The organism is Pseudazoarcus sp. NS34 (assembly GCF_059703725.1).
Genome location: NZ_BAAKIZ010000001.1, coordinates 1031040 through 1049190, shown reverse-complemented (window position 1 = coordinate 1049190; position 18151 = coordinate 1031040). Strand labels below are relative to the sequence as shown.

Here is an 18151-nt window from a genome sequence, read left to right as displayed (position 1 = left end):
GGCCCGGCTTTTTTATGGCCCGACAGAAGTGAGCAGAGCGAGGATCCCGGCTCAGGTACTGGTCAGGCGTTTGAGTGTCTCGCGCGGAGCCGCATCGTCGGGGCCCGCAAGTTCGACGGCTTTGCGCGCGGCGGTGATGGCTTCTTTGCGACGGCCTTGTTCGTCGATGACCACCGCCAGGTTGTTCCAGGCGGCAGACGAGGCGTGACGTTCAGCGGCAAGCCGGAACGCCCGCTCTGCGCCGGGCAGGTCACCGGCCGCGTAGCTTGCGTTGCCCAGGCCGATGGCGAGTACCAGATTGTTCGGCCAGCGTTTCAGCCCAGCGTCGTAAGCCAGTACGGCCTGCTCCGGTGGCGCGTTGCGTTCGAACGCAACAAGGGCGCGCTCGGCGTCTGCCTCCAGCGCAGTCACCGGCAACTGGCCCGGCGGCAGCGCCACAAAGGCCCAGTGCCGCGCACGCGCCCAGGTGTGTTCGAAGGTACGAAGCGCCATCTGCTGACGCTTCATCGGGCCGGAACGCAGCAGCATTTCGCCGGCATCCAGGTCGTAGCCCACCGCGACTGCGTAGTGCCAGGACGGCACCCACTTCAAGCCGAGGTTGGACAGCACCACGACCGGATGGCCGGCCGCGATTTCCCGCAGCAGGTCTTCCAGCGTGGGCGGCAACACGGTTGAAACTGCGCCGCCGCGCCGTGCGGCGACCAACATCTCGATCTGCAGAGAGCCTTCCCGGCCTGGCACGAAAACCTGGTCCGCGACCGCTTCCGGGTTGGTGTTGAAGCCCGCTGCGGTCAGCACCGTGGCCAGCGCGGCTGGCCCGCAGTAGAAGGTCTCGTCCGGGAAGAATGGCGTGTTCGCGAGTTCCACGCGAGGCGGCAAGCCGGGCGGACGGTTGGCTCGCAGATTCGACGTTTGCGTTGCGCAGCCAGCGAGACCGCCGATCAGCGGTACAGAAAGAACGGCCGCCGACAGAAAGCGTCGGCGGCCGGGGCGTTGCAGCGAGTGAGTCACCTTAACGAACTGAGCGCGTGAACGGGAACACCTTGGTGAAGCCCAGCACGTCAGTGATCAGCAGCACGAAGAACACCAGCAAGATCGCGCCGAGCACGCCGGCACCGGCCGGAGCGCTCTCGATCTCATCGGCGAGCAACACCGCTTCCTCGTCGGTCAATGCGGCAACGCGAGTCTGGGCATCCTCGGGATTCACGCCGAGCTTCTCGAGTTGCGCAACGACGTCCGAGCGAGACATCAGCTCGGCCAACCGATCGTGAGGCGATTCGCCGTTGGCGGTGGCCACCGAGCGTGCGACCTGGTCGGTCGAGATCAATGAAGCCGAGGCAGTCTGCAGCACCATGACGTTGGCGATGCAGACAACCATCAGCATTGAGAAAAAGCGTTTTACGGATTTCATGACGGGTCTCCTTGCGGGAGCGTGGATTTCAGTGACGGCGGATCGCCGGCCAATTCATTCTGGCACCTGCGCGGCCAAAAGCTGCACCGTCCGTCGGACCCATCCGTTACCGGGTGTAGTTGGGGGCGCAAGCACTCAAGACGATGGCCCGACCTGCATGAAGGGGTTCCACGCCACCTCCCACAGGTGCCCGTCGGGGTCCGTGAAGTAGCCCGAATAGCCTCCCCAGAACACGTCCTGCCCGGGTTTTCGAAGCGTGCCGCCGGCAGCTACGGCCTGAGCCAGCGTGGCATCCACGTCTTCGCGCGAGGCGACGTTATGCGCGAGTGCTACGCCGGAGAAGCCGCTGCCTTCGGCGGATACGCCGGCGTCTTTGGCGAGGTCGTCGCGCCCGAACAGCCCAAGCCACGCGCCGGCGAGCGGGAAGAAGGCCACAGCATCGCTGTCGACGGCCATGCGCGGCAGACCGAGGCCCTGCTCGTAGAACTGCGTCGAGCGGGCGAGGTCGCTCACCCCCAAGGTAATCATTGAAAGATGCGGTTTCATTTTTTCCTCACCGGATGTCGAGCGCGGTCGGACCAAACGGCGGCGGAAAGGCTTCGTCGAGCTCGGACAGATCCTGCGATGTGAGTTCGATGCCAGCAGCCGCTGCATTTTCGCGAACGTGCTCAACGCGACCGGCCTTGGGGATCACGATCACGTCCTGCTGGTGCAGCAACCACGCAATGGCGATCTGCGCGGGTGTGGCGTTGTAGCGATGAGCCACGGCTTCCAACGTGGGGTCGTCGAGAAAGCCGAACTGCTCATTGGGCGAGTGCTCGATCGGCGAGTAGGCCATCACCGGCACGCCATGCTGGCGTTGCCACGGCAGCAGGTCCCACTCCACGCCGCGGCGCATCAGGTTGTAGAGAATCTGGTTGGTGGCGAGCTGGTCGCCCCCTTTGGCGGCGGCGCAGCGCTGCATGCCGCGCGTGTCGAAATTGCTCACGCCATAGTCGAGGATCTTGCCGGCGGCCTTCAGCGCCTGAAAGGCTTCAAAGGTTTCGTCGAGCGGCACCGAGCCGGGCCAGTGCAGCAGATACAGGTCGAGGCGGTCGGTGCCGAGGCGTTGCAGGCTCTGCTCGCAGGCGGCGATCACGCCACGTCGGCTGGCGTTGAACGGGTACACCTTGCTGACGTAGTAGGCCTCGTTGCGGCGGTGGCCGATGGCCTCGCCGATCAGCTCTTCGGATTCCCCGTCGCCGTACATCTCGGCGGTGTCGATCAGCGTCATGCCCAGATCCATGCCGAGCTGCAACGCGGCGATTTCCTCGCTGCGCAGGGACGGGATTTCACCCATCTTCCAGGTGCCCTGGCCGAGCGCAGCAACGGTCTTGCCTGAAGGGAGCGTGATGGTCTTCATAGGTTCTTCCTTGGCCGTCGAAGCCCCCATTGTCTTGCGGAGCGCGCCGAGCGTGCAAACCCGGTGTCGATTTGACCTCGTGTGCCAGTATTTGCATACTTGCGCAAATACGAGATAACTACATGGCCGAACACATCCTCAGCGCCCTCAATGCACTTGGGCAGGGCACCCGCCTCGAAGCCTTTCGCCTGCTTGTCCGCGCCGGCCCGCAAGGGCTCAGCGTCGGCGAACTGGCGACTAGGCTCGAAGTGCCGGTGTCCACGCTGTCGCGCCACCTCGACCAGTTGCAGCAGGGCCGCTTGCTGCGCACCTGGCGCGACGGCCGCCATGTGTTCCACGCCATCGACTGGGACGGCACACGCGCGCTGCTGGCCTATCTCACCGAAGACTGCTGCCAGGGCTTTGCCGGCTGCAGTGACAACCCCTCCGGAGACTGTTCGTGAAATCCACCCATCCGCCCCGCATCCTGTTTCTGTACGGCTCACTGCGCGAGCGTTCCTTCAGCCGGCTGGCGGCCGAAGAGGCGGCGCGGCATCTCACTGCCATGGGCGCCGAGGTGCGCTTCTTCCACGCGCACGGGTTGCCGCTTCCCAACAGCGTCGAGCCTGGCCACCCCAAGGTTGCCGAGCTGCGCGAACTGGCCGAGTGGAGCGAGGGCATGGTGTGGTCCAGCCCCGAGATCCACGGCAATCTGAGTGGTCTGATGAAGATGCAGATCGACTGGATTCCGCTCAACACCGGTTCGGTGCGCCCTACGCAGGGCAAGACGCTGGCGGTGATGCAGGTGTCGGGCGGCTCGCAGTCGTTCAACGCGGTCAACAGCCTGCGCGTGCTCGGCCGCTGGATGCGCATGTTCACCATCCCCAACCAGTCGTCGGTGGCCAAGGCCTGGGAGCAATTCGACGACGACGGCCGCATGAAGGATTCCGCCTACCGCGACCGCATCATCGATGTGATGGAAGAGCTCTACAAATTCACCGTGCTGCTGCGCGACGAGAAGGATTTCCTCACCGATCGCTACAGCGAGCGCAAGGAAAACGACCCGGCGGCCACCTGGAACATCCTGAAGGGTGCCGGCGCGTTGGAGGCCGAAACTCAGTAAGGCTGGCCGCGGTACATGCGAACGCCTTTTGCGGGCGTCAGCGGCGCACTGTCGTCGGGCTCCGGCGCTTTTGCCGCCGGAACTGCGGCTTCAGGCTGCGGTGTGAGCAAACCGACCGCATCGGGTGTGAGATTGCGCACCAGCAGGTTGGTGACCATGCGCACCGCTACCAGGCTCGACGCGTCATGCATCAGCACCGCCAACACGTAGGGGCCGGCGCGGCGCAACATCAGGCAACGTTCGTCATAGCGCAGCACGCAGTCTTCGGCGCCCGCCGGGCTGCTGTCGAGCGCGGCGTACAGCGCACGGATATGGGTGCGCGAATTCTCCAGTGGATTGTGCGTCAGTCCCGCGGGCTGCCTATGAACGTGGGCTACGCCCTCGGAATCGAGCAGCCATGCGCCTTCCACGCCCGCAAGCGCGGTCACGTTGTCGAAGAGCTTGCCGACATCCACGGTCGCGCTCAGGCCAGCATCGCGTGCAGACGCTGCGATACGTCCGACAGCGCGGTTCGTGAGCCCGTCTCGACCATCACCGCGCCATCTTCACAGGGCAGGCACAGCGCGTGCAGCTGGCCGTGCAGCTCGGCCTCGCGCAATGTTCCCAGGCCCAGTTCGTGACCCAGCTCTGAAGCCAGATGGAGAATTCGCGACAGCGAGCCGTCCAGCGAAGGCGCAGCTTCACCGCTGCGCAAAACCACCCCGCCCTGGGGGTCGCAGTGCGCAAAGGCGAGTACGCCGGGGATGCCGCCCAGGCTTTCGTGCAGATGGGTGCCGATCATGGTCGCAGACTCCTGTAGAAAGGGTCAGGTACACCATGCATCTTGCGTGCCAGTTTGAATGCCGCCGAAAAGCACCTGAAACGGGCGAAAACCGCTGCAGTGGCCGATCACGCGCATCCGATGATGCACCGCGGCAGGGCGGCGCGCACCGATAGCGGGCCTGACTAGCGGCCTTCGGCCAGCAGCCGCTTGCGGGTGCGCTCGATTGCCTGCGCGAGGCCATCCGGATCGCGAATGAACGACACCGTGCGGATCATGCTGCCGGCCAGCTCCAGCGTGACCGAACGGCTGTCGGCCGACACGCTGCGGACCTTGTGCAGCAGCACTTCGCTCATCTGGCCACGTAAGGCGCCGGTGCGCAGCAGCACGCGGCGGTTGGTTACCGCGATGTCGCCCAGCACGAGCGACAGCGCGATCAGCGCCGTGTAGGGAATCAGCACCCCGATGACGAGTATGCCGACGTAGGGCACATATTCCGGCGGCAGCATGAACGCGAGAAAGCCCACGATAACGGCCAGGATCAACGGCTTGATGAACACCATCGGGTGCAGCCGCGTCCGAAAGACGATTTCCTCGCCGGGTTGGAGCATCCGGTTGACGTAGTTCATGCGTTTCCTGGGCCAAAGTCTGGTGACCGGCAATGATGCCGTCAGGCGCAGTGCAACACAACGTCAACGCCCGGCACAGGCTGAAAACACGAGCTCTTTTGCGGCATACTCGGCATTTCGCCGGGCTGCCGAGCGCGCCCGGGACTCTCTGCTGGAAGCCCGACCCGATGTCCAACGAAAACCCCGAACTCCCCTATTACGAACCCGTCGGCAACGAGATCGACCTGTTCGAGCGCGCCTGGCGCAATCGCCTGCCGCTGCTCATCAAGGGCCCGACCGGCGTCGGCAAGACGCGCTTTGTCGTGCACATGGCCGCCCGTCTGGGTCTGCCGCTGTACACCGTCGCTTGTCATGACGACCTGACCGCCGCCGATCTGGTCGGCCGCCACCTCATCGGCGAGGGCGAAACCTACTGGAACGACGGCCCGCTGACCCGCGCGGTGCGCGAAGGCGGCATCTGCTACCTCGACGAAGTGGTCGAGGCGCGCAAGGACACCACGGTGGTGCTGCACCCGCTGGCCGACGACCGCCGCGTGCTGCCGATCGACCGCACCGGCGAGATGCTCGCCGCGCCGCCGAGCTTCATGCTGGTGGTGTCATACAACCCGGGTTACCAGAACTTCCTGAAGGGCATGAAGCCCTCCACGCGGCAGCGCTTCGTGTCGCTGCGTTTCGATTTCCCGTCGGTCGAGTCCGAGCGCACCATCCTCACCGGTGAAACCGGTTGCAGCGCCGAACTGGCCGCCCAATTGGTCGAGATCGGCCGTCAGATTCGCGTGCTGAAAAACGTCGACCTCGAAGAAGTCGCTTCCACTCGCCTGTTGGTCTACGCCGCCCGCCTCATTCACGACGGCATGGACCCGGTCGAAGCCTGCAGCGCGGTGCTGATCGAAGCGCTGACTGATGACGAAGACGTCGCCGCCGCTCTGCTGGAAGTGATCCGCTCGGTCTTCGGCTGAGGCTCGGGTGAGCACCGATTTCTCCCCCAGCGCGGTCATGCTGCGCGACATCGAGCGCACCACCGCCACGCTTTTTCGCGCACTGGGCCGCGACCCGATCCTGCGCGTGGCCGCAGGGCGCGCGGAGTTGGGCGCCTGGCGCGACGGCGACACCCTGTGCCTGCCGCAGTGGCTCGATGCCTGTAAAGACGCCGCGCTCAACCGCGAGCTCTACCTGTGGTTTGTCGCGCTCGCCGCCAACTTTGACGAGCCCGAAAAGCTCGAAGACTGGCCGGCCGCCAACGCCGCCGCCGTAAGTACCGTACTCGCACGCCATCCGGGTTTCGCGCAGCGTCACGCGCGTCTCGTTGCGGCGCTTGGTGACCCGGCCAGCCTGCACCTGCAGCCGCCGCCGCGCCGCGCATCGGGAGGCGCTCGCGCGACCATTCGATTGCGCGAAGAGGACGATGCCGCGCGCGAAGACCGCAAGCGTAAAGCCGCCAACATCACGCACACCGTCCAGCTCGACAAGGCGGCCGCCATGGCCGAGTTCATCCGCGTCGCCAGCGACACCCGCAAGAACGAAGACGAACCCGCCGCGCCGCCCGCCGCCGGCGCCGAAGGCACCAGTGCCAACGCGCGCATGCGCTTCGACGTGGAGACGTCCGATCAGCCGCACGAAGATCTGCCCATTGGCGACGGCATTGCCGCTGACGAATGGGACTACCGCAAGCGCATCCTGCTGCCCGGCCACTGCAATGTGCAGGAGCTGCTCGGCCGTACATCGGGGGGTGAGGCCCTGCCCGAGCGCCTGCGCAAACACGCCATGCGTCTGCGTCACCAGTTCGCCGCGCTGGTGCCGCAACGCCAGTGGATCCGCGGCCAGCCCGACGGCACCGAGCCCGATCTCGACGCCTACGTGCGCCTGCACGCCGACCGCCTGGCCGGCGGTCACGACCGCGAGCAAAACCTCTACATCGCCCAGCGCAACCGCGAGCGCGACCTCTCGTGCATGGTGCTGGCCGATCTGTCGCTGTCCACCGAGGCGCGTGTGTCGCCCGCGCAATGCGTCATCGACGTCATCCGCGACAGCCTCATGCTGTTCGCCGAAGCCCTCACCGCCACCGGCGACCGCTTCGGCCTCTACGGCTTCTCGTCGCAAACCCGCGCCCAGGTGCGCTTCCACCGCCTCAAGGAATTCGGCGCCGCATGGGACGACACTGCCCGCGGCCGCGTCGCTGGCCTCAAGCCCGGCTTCTACACCCGCATCGGCCCCGCCCTGCGCCACGCCACCCGCATCCTCGAACGCCAGGACACGTCCCTGCGCGTGCTGCTCATCCTCACCGACGGCAAGCCGCACGACATCGACTACTACGAAGAGCGCTACGGCATCGAAGACACCCGCATGGCCGTCATCGAAGCCCGCCGCAAACGCATCAAACCCTTCTGCATCACCATCGACCGCGAAGGCTCCAACTATCTGCCGCATTTGTTCGGGGTGAATGGCTACACCGTGCTGCGCCGGCCGGAAGACCTCACGGCGCGGCTGCCCATGCTCTATGCGCAGCTGACCGGGCAGAACTGAGCGCGGCCCCCCTCGCGCCTGAGGGAGCGGCTTCAGCCGCGAACAACCACGCAGCCCGCTCGGTGCTGCGATCAACTGCAATGCCCATTTGACCATCGCCATTGAGCCGCGCGCAGCGATAACCTGCTCGACATATGCCCATTCAATTCGTATGCTCCAACGAGAATGCCCTATAGGCTTACGCAATTGCTCCTGAGTCCTGCCTGGACGCAGCGGCGGTACCGGCACCGGCGCAGTGCCGAGTTTCATGGGTTGTTATCCGGGCTTTTTCGCAGGGCCTTTGCATGAAAAACCCCAAGCGGGAAGCGCGTTACGGTGCGGTTCGATGCTCGATGTTATCGAGCAGTGACAATGTTATGTAGCAGGACTGTCGCCCTAAAAAAGTTAGACCCTAAGGATAATTTCATGCAAACGGAACTAGAGCTGCTCCAAAAAATTGCTGAGAACACCAGCAGCAATTCTTCTATGCATATAGCGCTTGTAGCTGGTGGCTCTGCGGTTGCGGGCGCATTGGCTTCGGCGCTCTTGAGCTACTTTGGCATTGTCCGCACCCTCCGTGCGCAGACGCTGATTGAACGGCAAAAACTCCAGGCTACCGTAGTGACTACGGAAAGACTCCGCTGGTTGCAAGACCTTAGGGCAAAAGTTGCAGCCTTCTATGCGCAAATTGAAATGCAGTTGAGCCACTTGGAGCGACCTGTTGGCGCCATTCAAGCTGCCAAATACCAGGAAAGTCTGGACGCACTTTCGATGGATGTGATGTCACAGTGCTATGCAATCTTTCCAATGCTTGATACAGAAAATGAGGATCAAAGCAAGTTGCGCTCAGCATTGGATGCTTCGCTCATCTTCGCTAGAGCGCGCTTCGCCGAGAAGACCAACGAGGAAATGCGGATTGATATGGTTCCATTCGCCAAGCTAAAGGTCGATGCCTTTGGTGCCCTTGAACAAATTGGACGGAAGGCATGGAAGAAGGTTCAGGCCCTAGAGTAAGAGGTTAACAATTCATTCAAGCCGACGCCGCTTCGCGGCGCGGCTTAATTCAGACGTTAGGTTTACTCTGGCGGCGTAGCAAGATGGAGAGAAAATGGCGAATGAATCGCGCATTGATTCCGAGTGGCTGACAATAAATGCAGTACGAGAAATACTAAAAATCGCCACAAAAGGAGACATGGCAAAGTCCACGTATGACATAGCCATGGAATTTGGCGCAGACCTATATCCAGAGATGCTCGGCCCAGACGTAAGTTTGCTGCGGCGCGAAAGGGAGAGCGAAACGGCTCGGGAGTATAGGCAGCGGGCAACGTTGCTCAGTATTCAGGAGCGCAGAGAGGTGTCCCCGGCTGAGCTAATAGCAGCCGAGATAAGCGAAATTGACGGCCTCCTCCAGATCGCAAAATCGGAAGGTGAAAATAAGAATAAGGTTGATCAGCTTCGCAGGAAGCTGAAAGACCTTAAGTACGCAAAGGATGAGGTTTCCCTAGAGAAGCATTCCGAGAATCAGCTCATATTTCGAGACGCCTACAATGTAGAAAGAAACGTTCCGCAGATCGGCTCGGGGAAAGCATACAAGACTTACAGGCTACCAAATAGTAACGCGCTAAGGATGCGAGTCCTTCATCCGGATATACCGGAGCAGGTAACTGGTGCGGACATTATCTACGAGAGGCATGCGCCATATTCTGCAGAGGCAAGCGTCGTTGCAATCCAATACAAGATCTGGGAAGAGAGGCTTCTTCGCCTCACTGATAAGCGTATGCAGGGGCAACTTAAGAAGCTGGAAGACTTCTCCTGCAAGAGCGGACTTTGCAACCCCCCTGAGGGTTCAGAATCCTATAGATTTCCGCATTGTTCGGCGTTCATTAGACCTACCGATAAGCTGCAGAACCCAAGCCAAAAGCTGATTAGCTCGGGTGAGCATCTGCCGATATGCAAGATTGGTCAGTGCACGGATAAGACGGATCGAGGAGTAGATGTGCTGACATACAAATCTATGCAGGGAGCATCGCTATCCGCAGGTCCATTTGAGTATCTATTTAATGAAGGTCGTATTGGGTCGCGGATGATTTCCTACAGCGATCTTATCGAGCTCTATAAAAAGTATGAAATCGCGGCATCCGCCGAGCGAGTCATCATTCACGCGCAGGAGTTTGATGATGCGTGGTCAGTGTAAGCCTAACAATTCGTTGCAGGCACGACGGCCCTGACGGGCCGAGGCCTGAACTCACGGCAGAATCGGGGTCAAGCCATGCAATCCGGCATCACGAGATGGCGAAAGCGCTAATTCACGAGCTGAGGTCAGATTAACTGATTTGCGTGTGGGACGTGGAGGCTGCTGCAAATGTGGCTTTGCATGACCTGGTCCCGTTCCACGGTAGAACTGAGCGTCGACCATATCGATTCACCCACGCGCAGGTGCTATAAGAATCGGATCGCCTCATATCCCTTTCTCATGCCCGAGGATCTGTCATGCGCATGCGCCGCCTTCCATTCGCCCTTGCCGTTTGCGGTTTTGTCCTTGTAGCCGTTCCCGAGCCGCGCTCGCTGCGCGCCGAAGATCCGCTGTCTCCGTCATTGCGCGACGTGTGCCGCGCGCCCGCGCTGGTGCAGTCCCCGTTGCTGCTCGCCCGGAGCGAAACACAGCCTTTCACCTCTGACGTGATTCCCGCAGGAGAGGCGGCCAGCGGCATGCCACCGCTGTTCATGGACCTGGGCGAGCTTCACGTCTCGATCACAACGAGTTCGCCCGAGGCGCAGACCTATTTTGATCAGGGCATGCGTCTTGCGTTCGGGTTCAACCACGCCGAGGCCCGGCGCGCCTTTGTTGCGGCCCAGGGCTTCGATCCGGATTGTGCGATGTGTTTCTGGGGCGAGGCGCTGGTGCTGGGGCCCAACATCAACGCGCCGATGTTTCCCGACGCCATCGCGCCGGCTCACGCCGCCGCGCAGCGTGCCGGTGTGCTCGCCGGCAAGGCGAGTGCGCGCGAGCAGGCGCTGATTGCCGCACTGGCCAAGCGCTACAGCGCCGCTCCGGCCGCAGATCGCGCAGCGATCGACCTAGCCTGGGCGGACGCCATGGCGGAGGTCGCTGCGCGTTTTCCTGACGACGACACGATCCAGGTTCTGTATGCCGAGTCCTTGATGGACCTGTCGCCGTGGGACTACTGGGAGGCCGATGGCGTGCAGCCCAAGGGCCGCGGGGCTGACATGCTGGCCGCGCTGGAACGTGTGCTGGCGCGCAACCCCGAGCATTCGGGCGCCATCCACCTCTACATCCACGCGGTCGAGGCCTCGCAGGAACCCGAGCGGGCCTTGCCGCATGCGCGCCGTCTGGCCGCGCTGATGCCCGGCGCCGGTCATATCGTGCATATGCCGGCGCACATCTATTACCGCGTCGGCCTGTATCGCGAGTCGCTGGACGCCAATATCGATGCCGTCGCAGCGGACGAGCGCTACTTTGCCCGCTCCGACAGCGACCCGTTCTACCGCAACGGCTACTACCCGCACAACCTGCACTTCCTGATGGCCTCGGCGCAGATGGGCGGCGATGCGGCCACTGCGCTGGAAACGGCTGCCAAACTCGATGCATCCATTGATCCGAATGTCCTCCGGGTCGCGGCAGGGCTGCAGCCGGTCAAGGCCAGCCCGTACTTCGCCCACGCGCAGTTCAGCAGCCCGGAAACCATTCTGGCGCTGCCCGATCCGGGCGACGAGTTCGTGCTGCTCAAGGCCATGTGGCACTACGCCCGTGCGGTCGCGCACAGCGCAGCGGGGGATGCGAACGCCGCTCAGCGCGAGATTGCTGCGCTTGCCGCTATTGAGGCGACGGCTGATTTCGCGCCGCTTCAAACCTCGGGCGTCCCCGGCCGCGAGGTGGTGCAAACAGCCCGGCTCGTCGCCTCAGGGCGTCTTGCCGACGCTGGCGGAAAGTTGCACGAAGCGGTCGCCGCATATCGAGAAGCAGTTGCCATCCAGGACAGGCTTGCCTACATGGAGCCGCCGTACTGGTACTACCCCGTGCGCCAGTCATTGGGCGCCGCGTTGCTGCGTCTGGGTGAAGTTGATGCCGCACGCGCTGCCCTTGAACAAAGCCTGCAGCGCACGCCAAACAACGGATGGGCGCTGTTCGGGCTGCAGCAGGTGGCGCGTCAGCGCGGTGATGTGGATGCGGTGGGTGAGCTGGAGCGGAAGCTTGATGGCGCGTGGTTTGGCGACCGGGCGGGATTTGATATGGGGCGGCTGTAGCCCGCGCTGCGTCCTCGGTACGGCGAGGGTGTGGGGGATGGAAAATGGTGAAGCTACCCCATCCGCATGATCATCGCGCCCGCGTCCTTCACGCGATTTTCCAGGGCGTCGAGACGCGGTAGCCAGCCAGCCGACAGCTGGCCCTCATCCCTCAACCTTGCAACGAAGCGTTCAGCCAGTTCCAGCGCGCTCCGCCACGTCTCCACCGACACCTCGGGATGCAGCCGTACAGCGGGTATGTCGTCCGGCAGACTCCCTCCGCTGCGGGGTGCAAAGGCCATCGGCAACATGTCGTAGGCCGGGGCGAGTTCGTAGGGTCTGCCGTGCAGTGCGACGAAGGACAGGTTGCCGTTGTGCATGTCGGTATTGCCGATCAGGGTTCCGAATGCGTGCAGCAGTGCCGCGCCCTCGGCGGCTTGCTGAGTGACGAAACCGTGCGTGGCGAGGCGGCGGGTCAGGACGGGCCAGGGGGCTTCGGCGGCGCCGATGAACTCGGCTTCGAGCGCGCTCAGGGAATGCACGGCCCGCCTGCCGAGCGGGCCGACGCGGTCGAAGCGTTCCACTTCCAGAAAGCGGCGTCCGCCGATGTCGAGCAGGCGTGAGGCTGCGGCCGGGATGTCGGCATCGCGCAGCACTTGCGCGGCGAGATGCTCGGCCGTGAGCAGATCGCGCCAGCGGCGGGTGACCGGGTGGTCTTCGGCGGCAGTGAACTTGACCAGTACGTGGCGGTCGGTGAAGGCCATGAACTTCGGTTGTTCGCCGCCTGCGGAGGAGCCAGGCGTGTCGCCGCGTTCGGCGGCAGCGGCGAGTTCGGGGTAGCGCATGGTGTCAACCGGCTCAGGCGGGGGCGCCTCCAGGAAGCGTTCGCGGGCAAAATCGCCGAGCAACAGGTTGCCGACCACGTCGTGCCCGTGCGCCAGTAGGGCACGTAGCACATGGGCGTCTGTCCACTCGCCCAGTCGTGACGGCAGGCCGAGTGCTGCGGCGTGGCGGGCGGCATAGGCGCGGCCGAGAAAGCCCTGCGGGCGCATGTCCTGCAGCCACCAAGGCAAGCCGTGGCTGTGCAGGGTGGCACCGTCTTCCTGCTGCATCACGAAGCCATCCGGCCGCACCGGAATCAGGACGCCGAGCCGGCGCAAAGTACCTTCGGCGGACACGCGATATACCGGAACCTCATCCAGCCCGCGTGCCGTGTCGCGCAGCGCATAGTGAATGGATGGACCGGCACCGATGCGCACCACGTCACTGCCGAGCGCGCGGATGGCACGCGACACGGTCGGCTGACTGATGTTCATTCTTTCAACGACTTGGCGTGCGCTCAACGGCTCGCCAGACAGGGCAAGCCGCAGCGCGTCAGCATGAGGAGGCATGGTATGAATCGTTAAATGAATAGGTCTTTGAATAGAACTATGGATGATATGTGAAATTTTCAGAGAGCGCCATGGAGGCGCGCTGGGCCTCACCTATTGTGGTGTCGGCATAAAAAAGGGGACGCTGTAGCGCCCCCTCTTTGCTTTGAATCGGGTGGGCCTTACTTCCAGCCACCCCCCAGCACCTTGTACAGCGTCACCAGGCTCGTTGCGTCGGCGAGCTGCACGCTGACCAGTTCTTGCTGCGCGGAGTAGAGCTGGCGTTGGGCGTCGAGGACGCCGAGGTAGGAATCCACGCCCCCCTTGTAGCGCGCTTCGGACAGGCGGAAGCTCTCGGAGGTGGCGTCGAGCAGGGCCTGTTGGGCTTCGATGCGTCGGTTCAGCGTAGCGCGGTCGGCGAGTACGTCGGCGACTTCGCGGAAGGCGGTCTGGATGGCCCGTTCGTACTGGGCGACGGCAATCCGGCGGTCGATACGGCTGACGTCGACCTCGGCAGACAGCCGGCCGGCGCTGAAGATCGGGATGGAGATCGCCGGCATGAAGGCCCAGGTGCGGGTCCCGGACGCGAACAGACCCGACAGGCTGGTGCTGGCGGTGCCGGCCGAGGCGGTGAGCGAGATGCGCGGGAACATTGCTGCGCGCGCGGCGCCAATGTTGGCGTTGGCGGCGAGCAGGCGGTATTCGGCTTCGAGGATATCGGGACGGCGCACCAGCACCATGGACGGCACGCCGGCCGGCAGGTCGGGTAGCGTGACGCGGCCGGTGAGACCGTCGGGCAGCAGCTCGTCGCGCACCTCGCCACCGACCACCAGCATCAGCGCATTGCGGCCGCGGGCCGCCTGCGCTTCGTAGCGCGCAGCATCGGCGCGGGCGCGCTCGAGGCTGGTGCGGACCAGGTTGAGATCCAGCGCGGAGGCCACGCCGAGCTCTTCGCTGCGCTTGGTCAGTTCATACGATTCTCCCTGCGCGCGCAGGGTTTCACGCGCGATCGAGAGCAGTTCGAGGTCGGCCGCGAGCGACAGCCAGGTGCCGGCGACTTCGGCCACGAGGCTGATCTGCGCCGCGCGACGCGCTTCGGTGGTGGCGAGGAACTGTTCCAGGGCCGCCTGGTTGAGGTTCTTCACGCGGCCGAAGAAATCCAGTTCGAAGCCGGTGAAGCCGATGTCCGCCGCGTACTGGCGGTTGACGGTGGATTCGCCGGTCTGTGAAACGTCTTCCGAGACGCGCTGGGCGCTCTGGTTGACGCCCACGTCGAGGGTGGGAAACCGGTCGGCGCCGCGGATGCGGTACAGCGCGCGGGCGCGTTCGATGTCGAGCGCGGCAATGCGCAGGTCGCGGTTGCCGGCCAGCGCTTGTTCGATCAGTGCGTGCAGCCGGGGCTCGGTAAAGAACTGGCGCCATTCGAGTTCGTCGGCCGGCACGCCGTCGGCAGCAGTCGGCTGGCTCCAGCCGGTCGGCACGGGCGCCGCGGGGCGCTCGTAGTCCGGTGCGAGGTTCATGCAGCCGGACAGCACCAGCACGGTCAGCAGGGAGAGTGCAGGGGTTTTCATGAGGTGTGGTTCTCCTGCGGTTCGACGGCTTCGCGTGTCTTCTTGCGACTGAAGATGCGCAGGATCACGACGTAGAACAGCGGAATGAAGAAGATGCCGAGTAGCGTGGCCGACAGCGTGCCGCCGAGCACGCCGGTGCCGATGGCGTTCTGCGCGCCGGAACCCGCGCCGGTGGCGATGGCGAGTGGCACGACGCCAAGGCCGAAGGCCAGCGAGGTCATCAGGATGGGGCGCAGACGCTGGCGCACGGCAATCAGCGTGGCCTCGATCATGTCCTTGCCCTCTTCCATCTGCGCCTTGGCGAATTCGACGATGAGGATGGCGTTTTTCGACGACAGACCAATGATCGCCAGCAGGCCGACCTGGAAGAACACGTCGTTCGACATGCCGCGGCCGAGTGCAGCCACCAGGGCGCCGATAACGCCAAGCGGGATGACCATCATCACGGCGAACGGAATTGACCAGCTTTCGTACAGCGCCGCCAGACACAGGAACACCACCAGCACCGACAGCGCGTACAGCGCAGGCGCCTGCGAACCGGAACGGCGTTCTTCATACGACGTGCCGCTCCACTCGTAGCCGAAGCCCGGCGGTAGCTTGGCCATGATCTCCTCGACTGCCTGCATGGCATCACCGGACGACAGCCCCGGCGCGGCCTGGCCGAGCAGTTCCACCGCCGGCTGTCCGTTGAAGCGCTCCAGGCGCGGCGGGCCGTAAGTCCATTCGGCGGTGGCGAAGGCCGACACCGGCACCATCTCGCCGGAGGCATTGCGCACGTACCACTTCGACAGGTCTTCCGGCAGCATGCGGGAGGGCGCATCGCCCTTCACATACACCTTCTTGATACGGCCGCGGTCGATGAAGTCGTTCACGTAGCTGCCGCCCCAGGCGGTGGACAGCGTGTCGTTGATGTCGGCCACCGACACCCCCAGTGCCCCGGCGCGGGCGTGGTCGATCTGGATACGGTATTCGGGCGTGTCTTCCTGCCCGTTGGGACGCACGCCGACCAGGCGCGGATCTTCGCCGGCCATGCCGAGGAACTGGTTGCGCGCCGCGATCAATGCCTCGTGGCCAAGGCCCGAGCGGTCCTGCAGCTGCACGTTGAAGCCACCCGAAGTGCCGAGTTCGAGCACCGCCGGCGGCACGAACGCAAACACCATGGCCTCGCGAATCTGCGAGAAGGCGCCCATTGCCCGGCCGGCAACATCCTTGATGTGTTGCCCCTCACCGGTGCGCTGGTCCCACGGATGCATGTTCACGAAGCCGATACCAACGTGCTGGCCGCGGCCGCCGAAGCTGAAGCCAGCCACCGTGAACAGCGCCCGCACGTTCTCCTTCTCGTCTTCGAGGAAGTGCTTCTCGACCTTCTTGAGCACCTCCAGCGTGCGCTCTTGTGTGGCGCCCGCCGGCAGCGAGACCTGCGTGAACATCACGCCCTGGTCTTCATCCGGCAGGAAGGAGGTCGGCATGCGCAGGAACAGCAGGCCCAGCACCGCGACGATGGCCAGATAGATCGCGAGGAAGCGCGCCGACCGATGCAGGATGTAGCCGACCGACGATTCATAACGCTTCTGGTTGCGCTCGAAACTGCGGTTGAACCAGCCGAAGAAGCCCTTGAACCAGCTGCCTTCACCAGGGTTGTGGCCCTTCGGCACCTGCTTGAGCATGGTCGCGCACAGCGCCGGCGTGAACACGATGGCGACCAGCACCGACAGCGCCATGGCCGACACGATGGTGATCGAGAACTGCCGGTAAATCACGCCGGTGGAGCCGCCGAAGAAGGCCATCGGCACGAACACCGCCGAGAGCACCAGGCCGATGCCGACCAGCGCGCCGGTAATCTGGCCCATCGATTTCTTGGTGGCCTCTTTGGGTGGTAAACCCTCCTCGGTCATGATGCGTTCGACGTTCTCCACCACCACGATGGCGTCGTCCACCAGCAAACCGATGGCCAGCACCATGCCGAACATGGTCAGCATGTTGATCGAGAAGCCGAAGGCCGCCATCAGGCCGAAAGTACCGAGCAGCACCACCGGAATGGCGAAGGTCGGGATCAGTGTGGCGCGGATGTTCTGCAGGAACAGGAACATCACCAGGAAGACCAGCGCGACCGCTTCGATCATGGTCATCACGACTTTCTGGATCGAGATGCGCACGAACGGCGTGGTGTCGTAGGGGATCACCGCCTCGACGCCTTCCGGGTAGAAGCGCTCCATTTCCGTGAGCTTGGCGCGGATGGCGGTGGCGGTTTCCAGCGCGTTTGCGCCGGCGGCGAGACGTACACCAATACCGGCAGCCGGTTGGCCGTTGAAGCGCGCGATGGTGTCGTAGTTTTCGGCGCCGATCTCGATGCGCGCAACGTCCTTCAGACGTACTTCGCCACCCGAAGCGGCGCTGCGCAGCAGGATGTCTTCGAACTGCTCAACCGTCTGCAAGCGACTCTGTGCCGTGATCGAGGCGGTGAAACCCTGGCCCGGCAGCGCCGGCGTGCCGCCGAGCTGGCCGGCCGAAACCTGGGTGTTCTGCGCTTCGATGGCGCGCTTTACGTCACCCGGCGTGAGCCGATAGTTGTTGAGCTTGGTCGGATCGATCCAGACACGCATCGCGTACTGCGAACCGAAGATCACGACTTCACCGACCCCCGTGACGCGCGACAGCGGATCCTGCACGCTCGACACCAGGAAGTCGGTCAGGTCGAAGTTCGACAGCGACCCATCCGGCGTGACGAAGCCGATCACCATCAGGAAGTTGCGCGCCGATTTGGCGACCTGCACACCCTGTTGCTGCACGGCTTGCGGCAGCAGCGGCAAGGCAAGCTGCAGCTTGTTCTGCACCTGCACCTGGGCGATGTCGGGATTGGTGTCGGCGCTGAAGGTCAGCGTGATGGTCGAGCGACCGAAGGAGTCACTCGACGAGTTGAAGTACAGCAGGCCGTCGAGGCCGGTCATCTTCTGTTCGATGACCTGGGTGACGGAGTCTTCCACCGCCTTGGCCGAAGCGCCCGGATAGGTGGTGTTGATGGCGATCGCCGGCGGCGCGATGGCCGGGTATTGCGACACCGGCAGGCCGAGGATGGACAGCGCCCCGGCCAGCATGATGACGATGGCGATGACCCACGCGAAGATGGGCCGGTCGATGAAGAACTTTGCCATGGTCGGT

General features: G+C 63.8%; 17 protein-coding genes. 7 read left to right on the top strand and 10 right to left on the bottom strand.

All coding sequences use genetic code 11. The features are described 5' to 3' along the window. Nucleotides 1-51: 51 nt before the first annotated feature. The 4 genes from AC6H0N_RS05060 to AC6H0N_RS05045 all read right to left on the bottom strand — a co-directional run bounded on the left by AC6H0N_RS05060 (nucleotide 52) and on the right by AC6H0N_RS05045 (nucleotide 2813). Nucleotides 52-867, bottom strand: coding sequence for a PA2778 family cysteine peptidase (locus AC6H0N_RS05060; RefSeq protein ID WP_497572972.1), 816 nt, complete (start codon nucleotides 865-867; stop codon nucleotides 52-54). A 145-nt stretch (nucleotides 868-1012) separates the two neighbouring features. Continuing rightward, the gene (locus AC6H0N_RS05055) at nucleotides 1013-1411 is read right to left on the bottom strand and encodes a PA2779 family protein (RefSeq protein WP_497572971.1); all 399 of its coding nucleotides are present in this window, start codon (nucleotides 1409-1411) and stop codon (nucleotides 1013-1015) included. Nucleotides 1412-1546: 135 nt separating this feature from the next. Continuing rightward, a complete protein-coding gene (locus AC6H0N_RS05050; RefSeq protein ID WP_497572970.1) occupies nucleotides 1547-1957 on the bottom strand; it encodes a VOC family protein in 411 nt (136 codons plus the stop codon). A 7-nt stretch (nucleotides 1958-1964) separates the two neighbouring features. Continuing rightward, entirely contained in the window at nucleotides 1965-2813 is an 849-nt protein-coding gene (locus tag AC6H0N_RS05045; protein ID WP_497572969.1) for an aldo/keto reductase, read from the bottom strand. Between the two features lie 122 nt (nucleotides 2814-2935). On the opposite strand from AC6H0N_RS05045, the gene AC6H0N_RS05040 reads away from it, so the two are divergent. Beyond that, nucleotides 2936-3256, top strand: coding sequence for an ArsR/SmtB family transcription factor (locus tag AC6H0N_RS05040; protein ID WP_497572968.1), 321 nt, complete (start codon nucleotides 2936-2938; stop codon nucleotides 3254-3256). Then, on the top strand, nucleotides 3253-3915 hold the full coding sequence (gene arsH / locus AC6H0N_RS05035; protein WP_497572967.1) for an arsenical resistance protein ArsH: 663 nt from the start codon (nucleotides 3253-3255) through the stop codon (nucleotides 3913-3915). The genes AC6H0N_RS05040 and arsH overlap by 4 nt, the downstream gene beginning before the upstream one ends. Here the strand turns inward: arsH and AC6H0N_RS05030 are convergent. The 3 genes from AC6H0N_RS05030 to AC6H0N_RS05020 all read right to left on the bottom strand — a co-directional run bounded on the left by AC6H0N_RS05030 (nucleotide 3909) and on the right by AC6H0N_RS05020 (nucleotide 5304). Continuing rightward, complete coding sequence (locus AC6H0N_RS05030) at nucleotides 3909-4370, bottom strand: hypothetical protein (protein ID WP_497572966.1); 462 nt, start codon at nucleotides 4368-4370, stop codon at nucleotides 3909-3911. The genes arsH and AC6H0N_RS05030 overlap by 7 nt on opposite strands. Nucleotides 4371-4378: 8 nt before the next feature. Further along, entirely contained in the window at nucleotides 4379-4696 is a 318-nt protein-coding gene (locus AC6H0N_RS05025) for a hypothetical protein (protein WP_497572965.1), read from the bottom strand. A 164-nt stretch (nucleotides 4697-4860) separates the two neighbouring features. Then, nucleotides 4861-5304, bottom strand: coding sequence for a hypothetical protein (locus tag AC6H0N_RS05020; protein WP_497572964.1), 444 nt, complete (start codon nucleotides 5302-5304; stop codon nucleotides 4861-4863). Nucleotides 5305-5471: 167 nt separating this feature from the next. Here AC6H0N_RS05020 and AC6H0N_RS05015 point away from each other — a divergent pair, with 167 nt between their 5' ends. The 5 genes from AC6H0N_RS05015 (at nucleotide 5472) to AC6H0N_RS04995 (ending at nucleotide 12072) form a co-directional block, all read left to right on the top strand. Further along, on the top strand, nucleotides 5472-6263 hold the full coding sequence (locus AC6H0N_RS05015) for a CbbQ/NirQ/NorQ/GpvN family protein (protein ID WP_497572963.1): 792 nt from the start codon (nucleotides 5472-5474) through the stop codon (nucleotides 6261-6263). Nucleotides 6264-6270: 7 nt separating this feature from the next. Then, complete coding sequence (locus tag AC6H0N_RS05010) at nucleotides 6271-7827, top strand: nitric oxide reductase activation protein NorD (protein WP_497572962.1); 1557 nt, start codon at nucleotides 6271-6273, stop codon at nucleotides 7825-7827. A gap of 405 nt (nucleotides 7828-8232) precedes the next feature. Next, a complete protein-coding gene (locus AC6H0N_RS05005) occupies nucleotides 8233-8820 on the top strand; it encodes a hypothetical protein (protein WP_497572961.1) in 588 nt (195 codons plus the stop codon). Nucleotides 8821-8914: 94 nt separating this feature from the next. Continuing rightward, complete coding sequence (locus tag AC6H0N_RS05000) at nucleotides 8915-10000, top strand: hypothetical protein (protein ID WP_497572960.1); 1086 nt, start codon at nucleotides 8915-8917, stop codon at nucleotides 9998-10000. Nucleotides 10001-10302: 302 nt separating this feature from the next. After that, entirely contained in the window at nucleotides 10303-12072 is a 1770-nt protein-coding gene (locus tag AC6H0N_RS04995) for a tetratricopeptide repeat protein (RefSeq protein WP_497572959.1), read from the top strand. Nucleotides 12073-12125: 53 nt separating this feature from the next. Here the strand turns inward: AC6H0N_RS04995 and yjjJ are convergent, their stop codons facing one another. The 3 genes from yjjJ to AC6H0N_RS04980 form a co-directional block, all read right to left on the bottom strand. Further along, complete coding sequence (gene yjjJ / locus AC6H0N_RS04990) at nucleotides 12126-13442, bottom strand: type II toxin-antitoxin system HipA family toxin YjjJ (RefSeq protein ID WP_497572958.1); 1317 nt, start codon at nucleotides 13440-13442, stop codon at nucleotides 12126-12128. 161 nt (nucleotides 13443-13603) lie between these two features. Next, on the bottom strand, nucleotides 13604-14992 hold the full coding sequence (locus tag AC6H0N_RS04985; RefSeq protein WP_497572957.1) for an efflux transporter outer membrane subunit: 1389 nt from the start codon (nucleotides 14990-14992) through the stop codon (nucleotides 13604-13606). Then, nucleotides 14989-18144, bottom strand: a complete 3156-nt coding sequence (locus AC6H0N_RS04980; RefSeq protein WP_497572956.1) for an efflux RND transporter permease subunit — start codon at nucleotides 18142-18144, stop codon at nucleotides 14989-14991. Before AC6H0N_RS04980 ends, AC6H0N_RS04985 begins: the two co-directional genes overlap by 4 nt. Nucleotides 18145-18151: the final 7 nt, after the last annotated feature.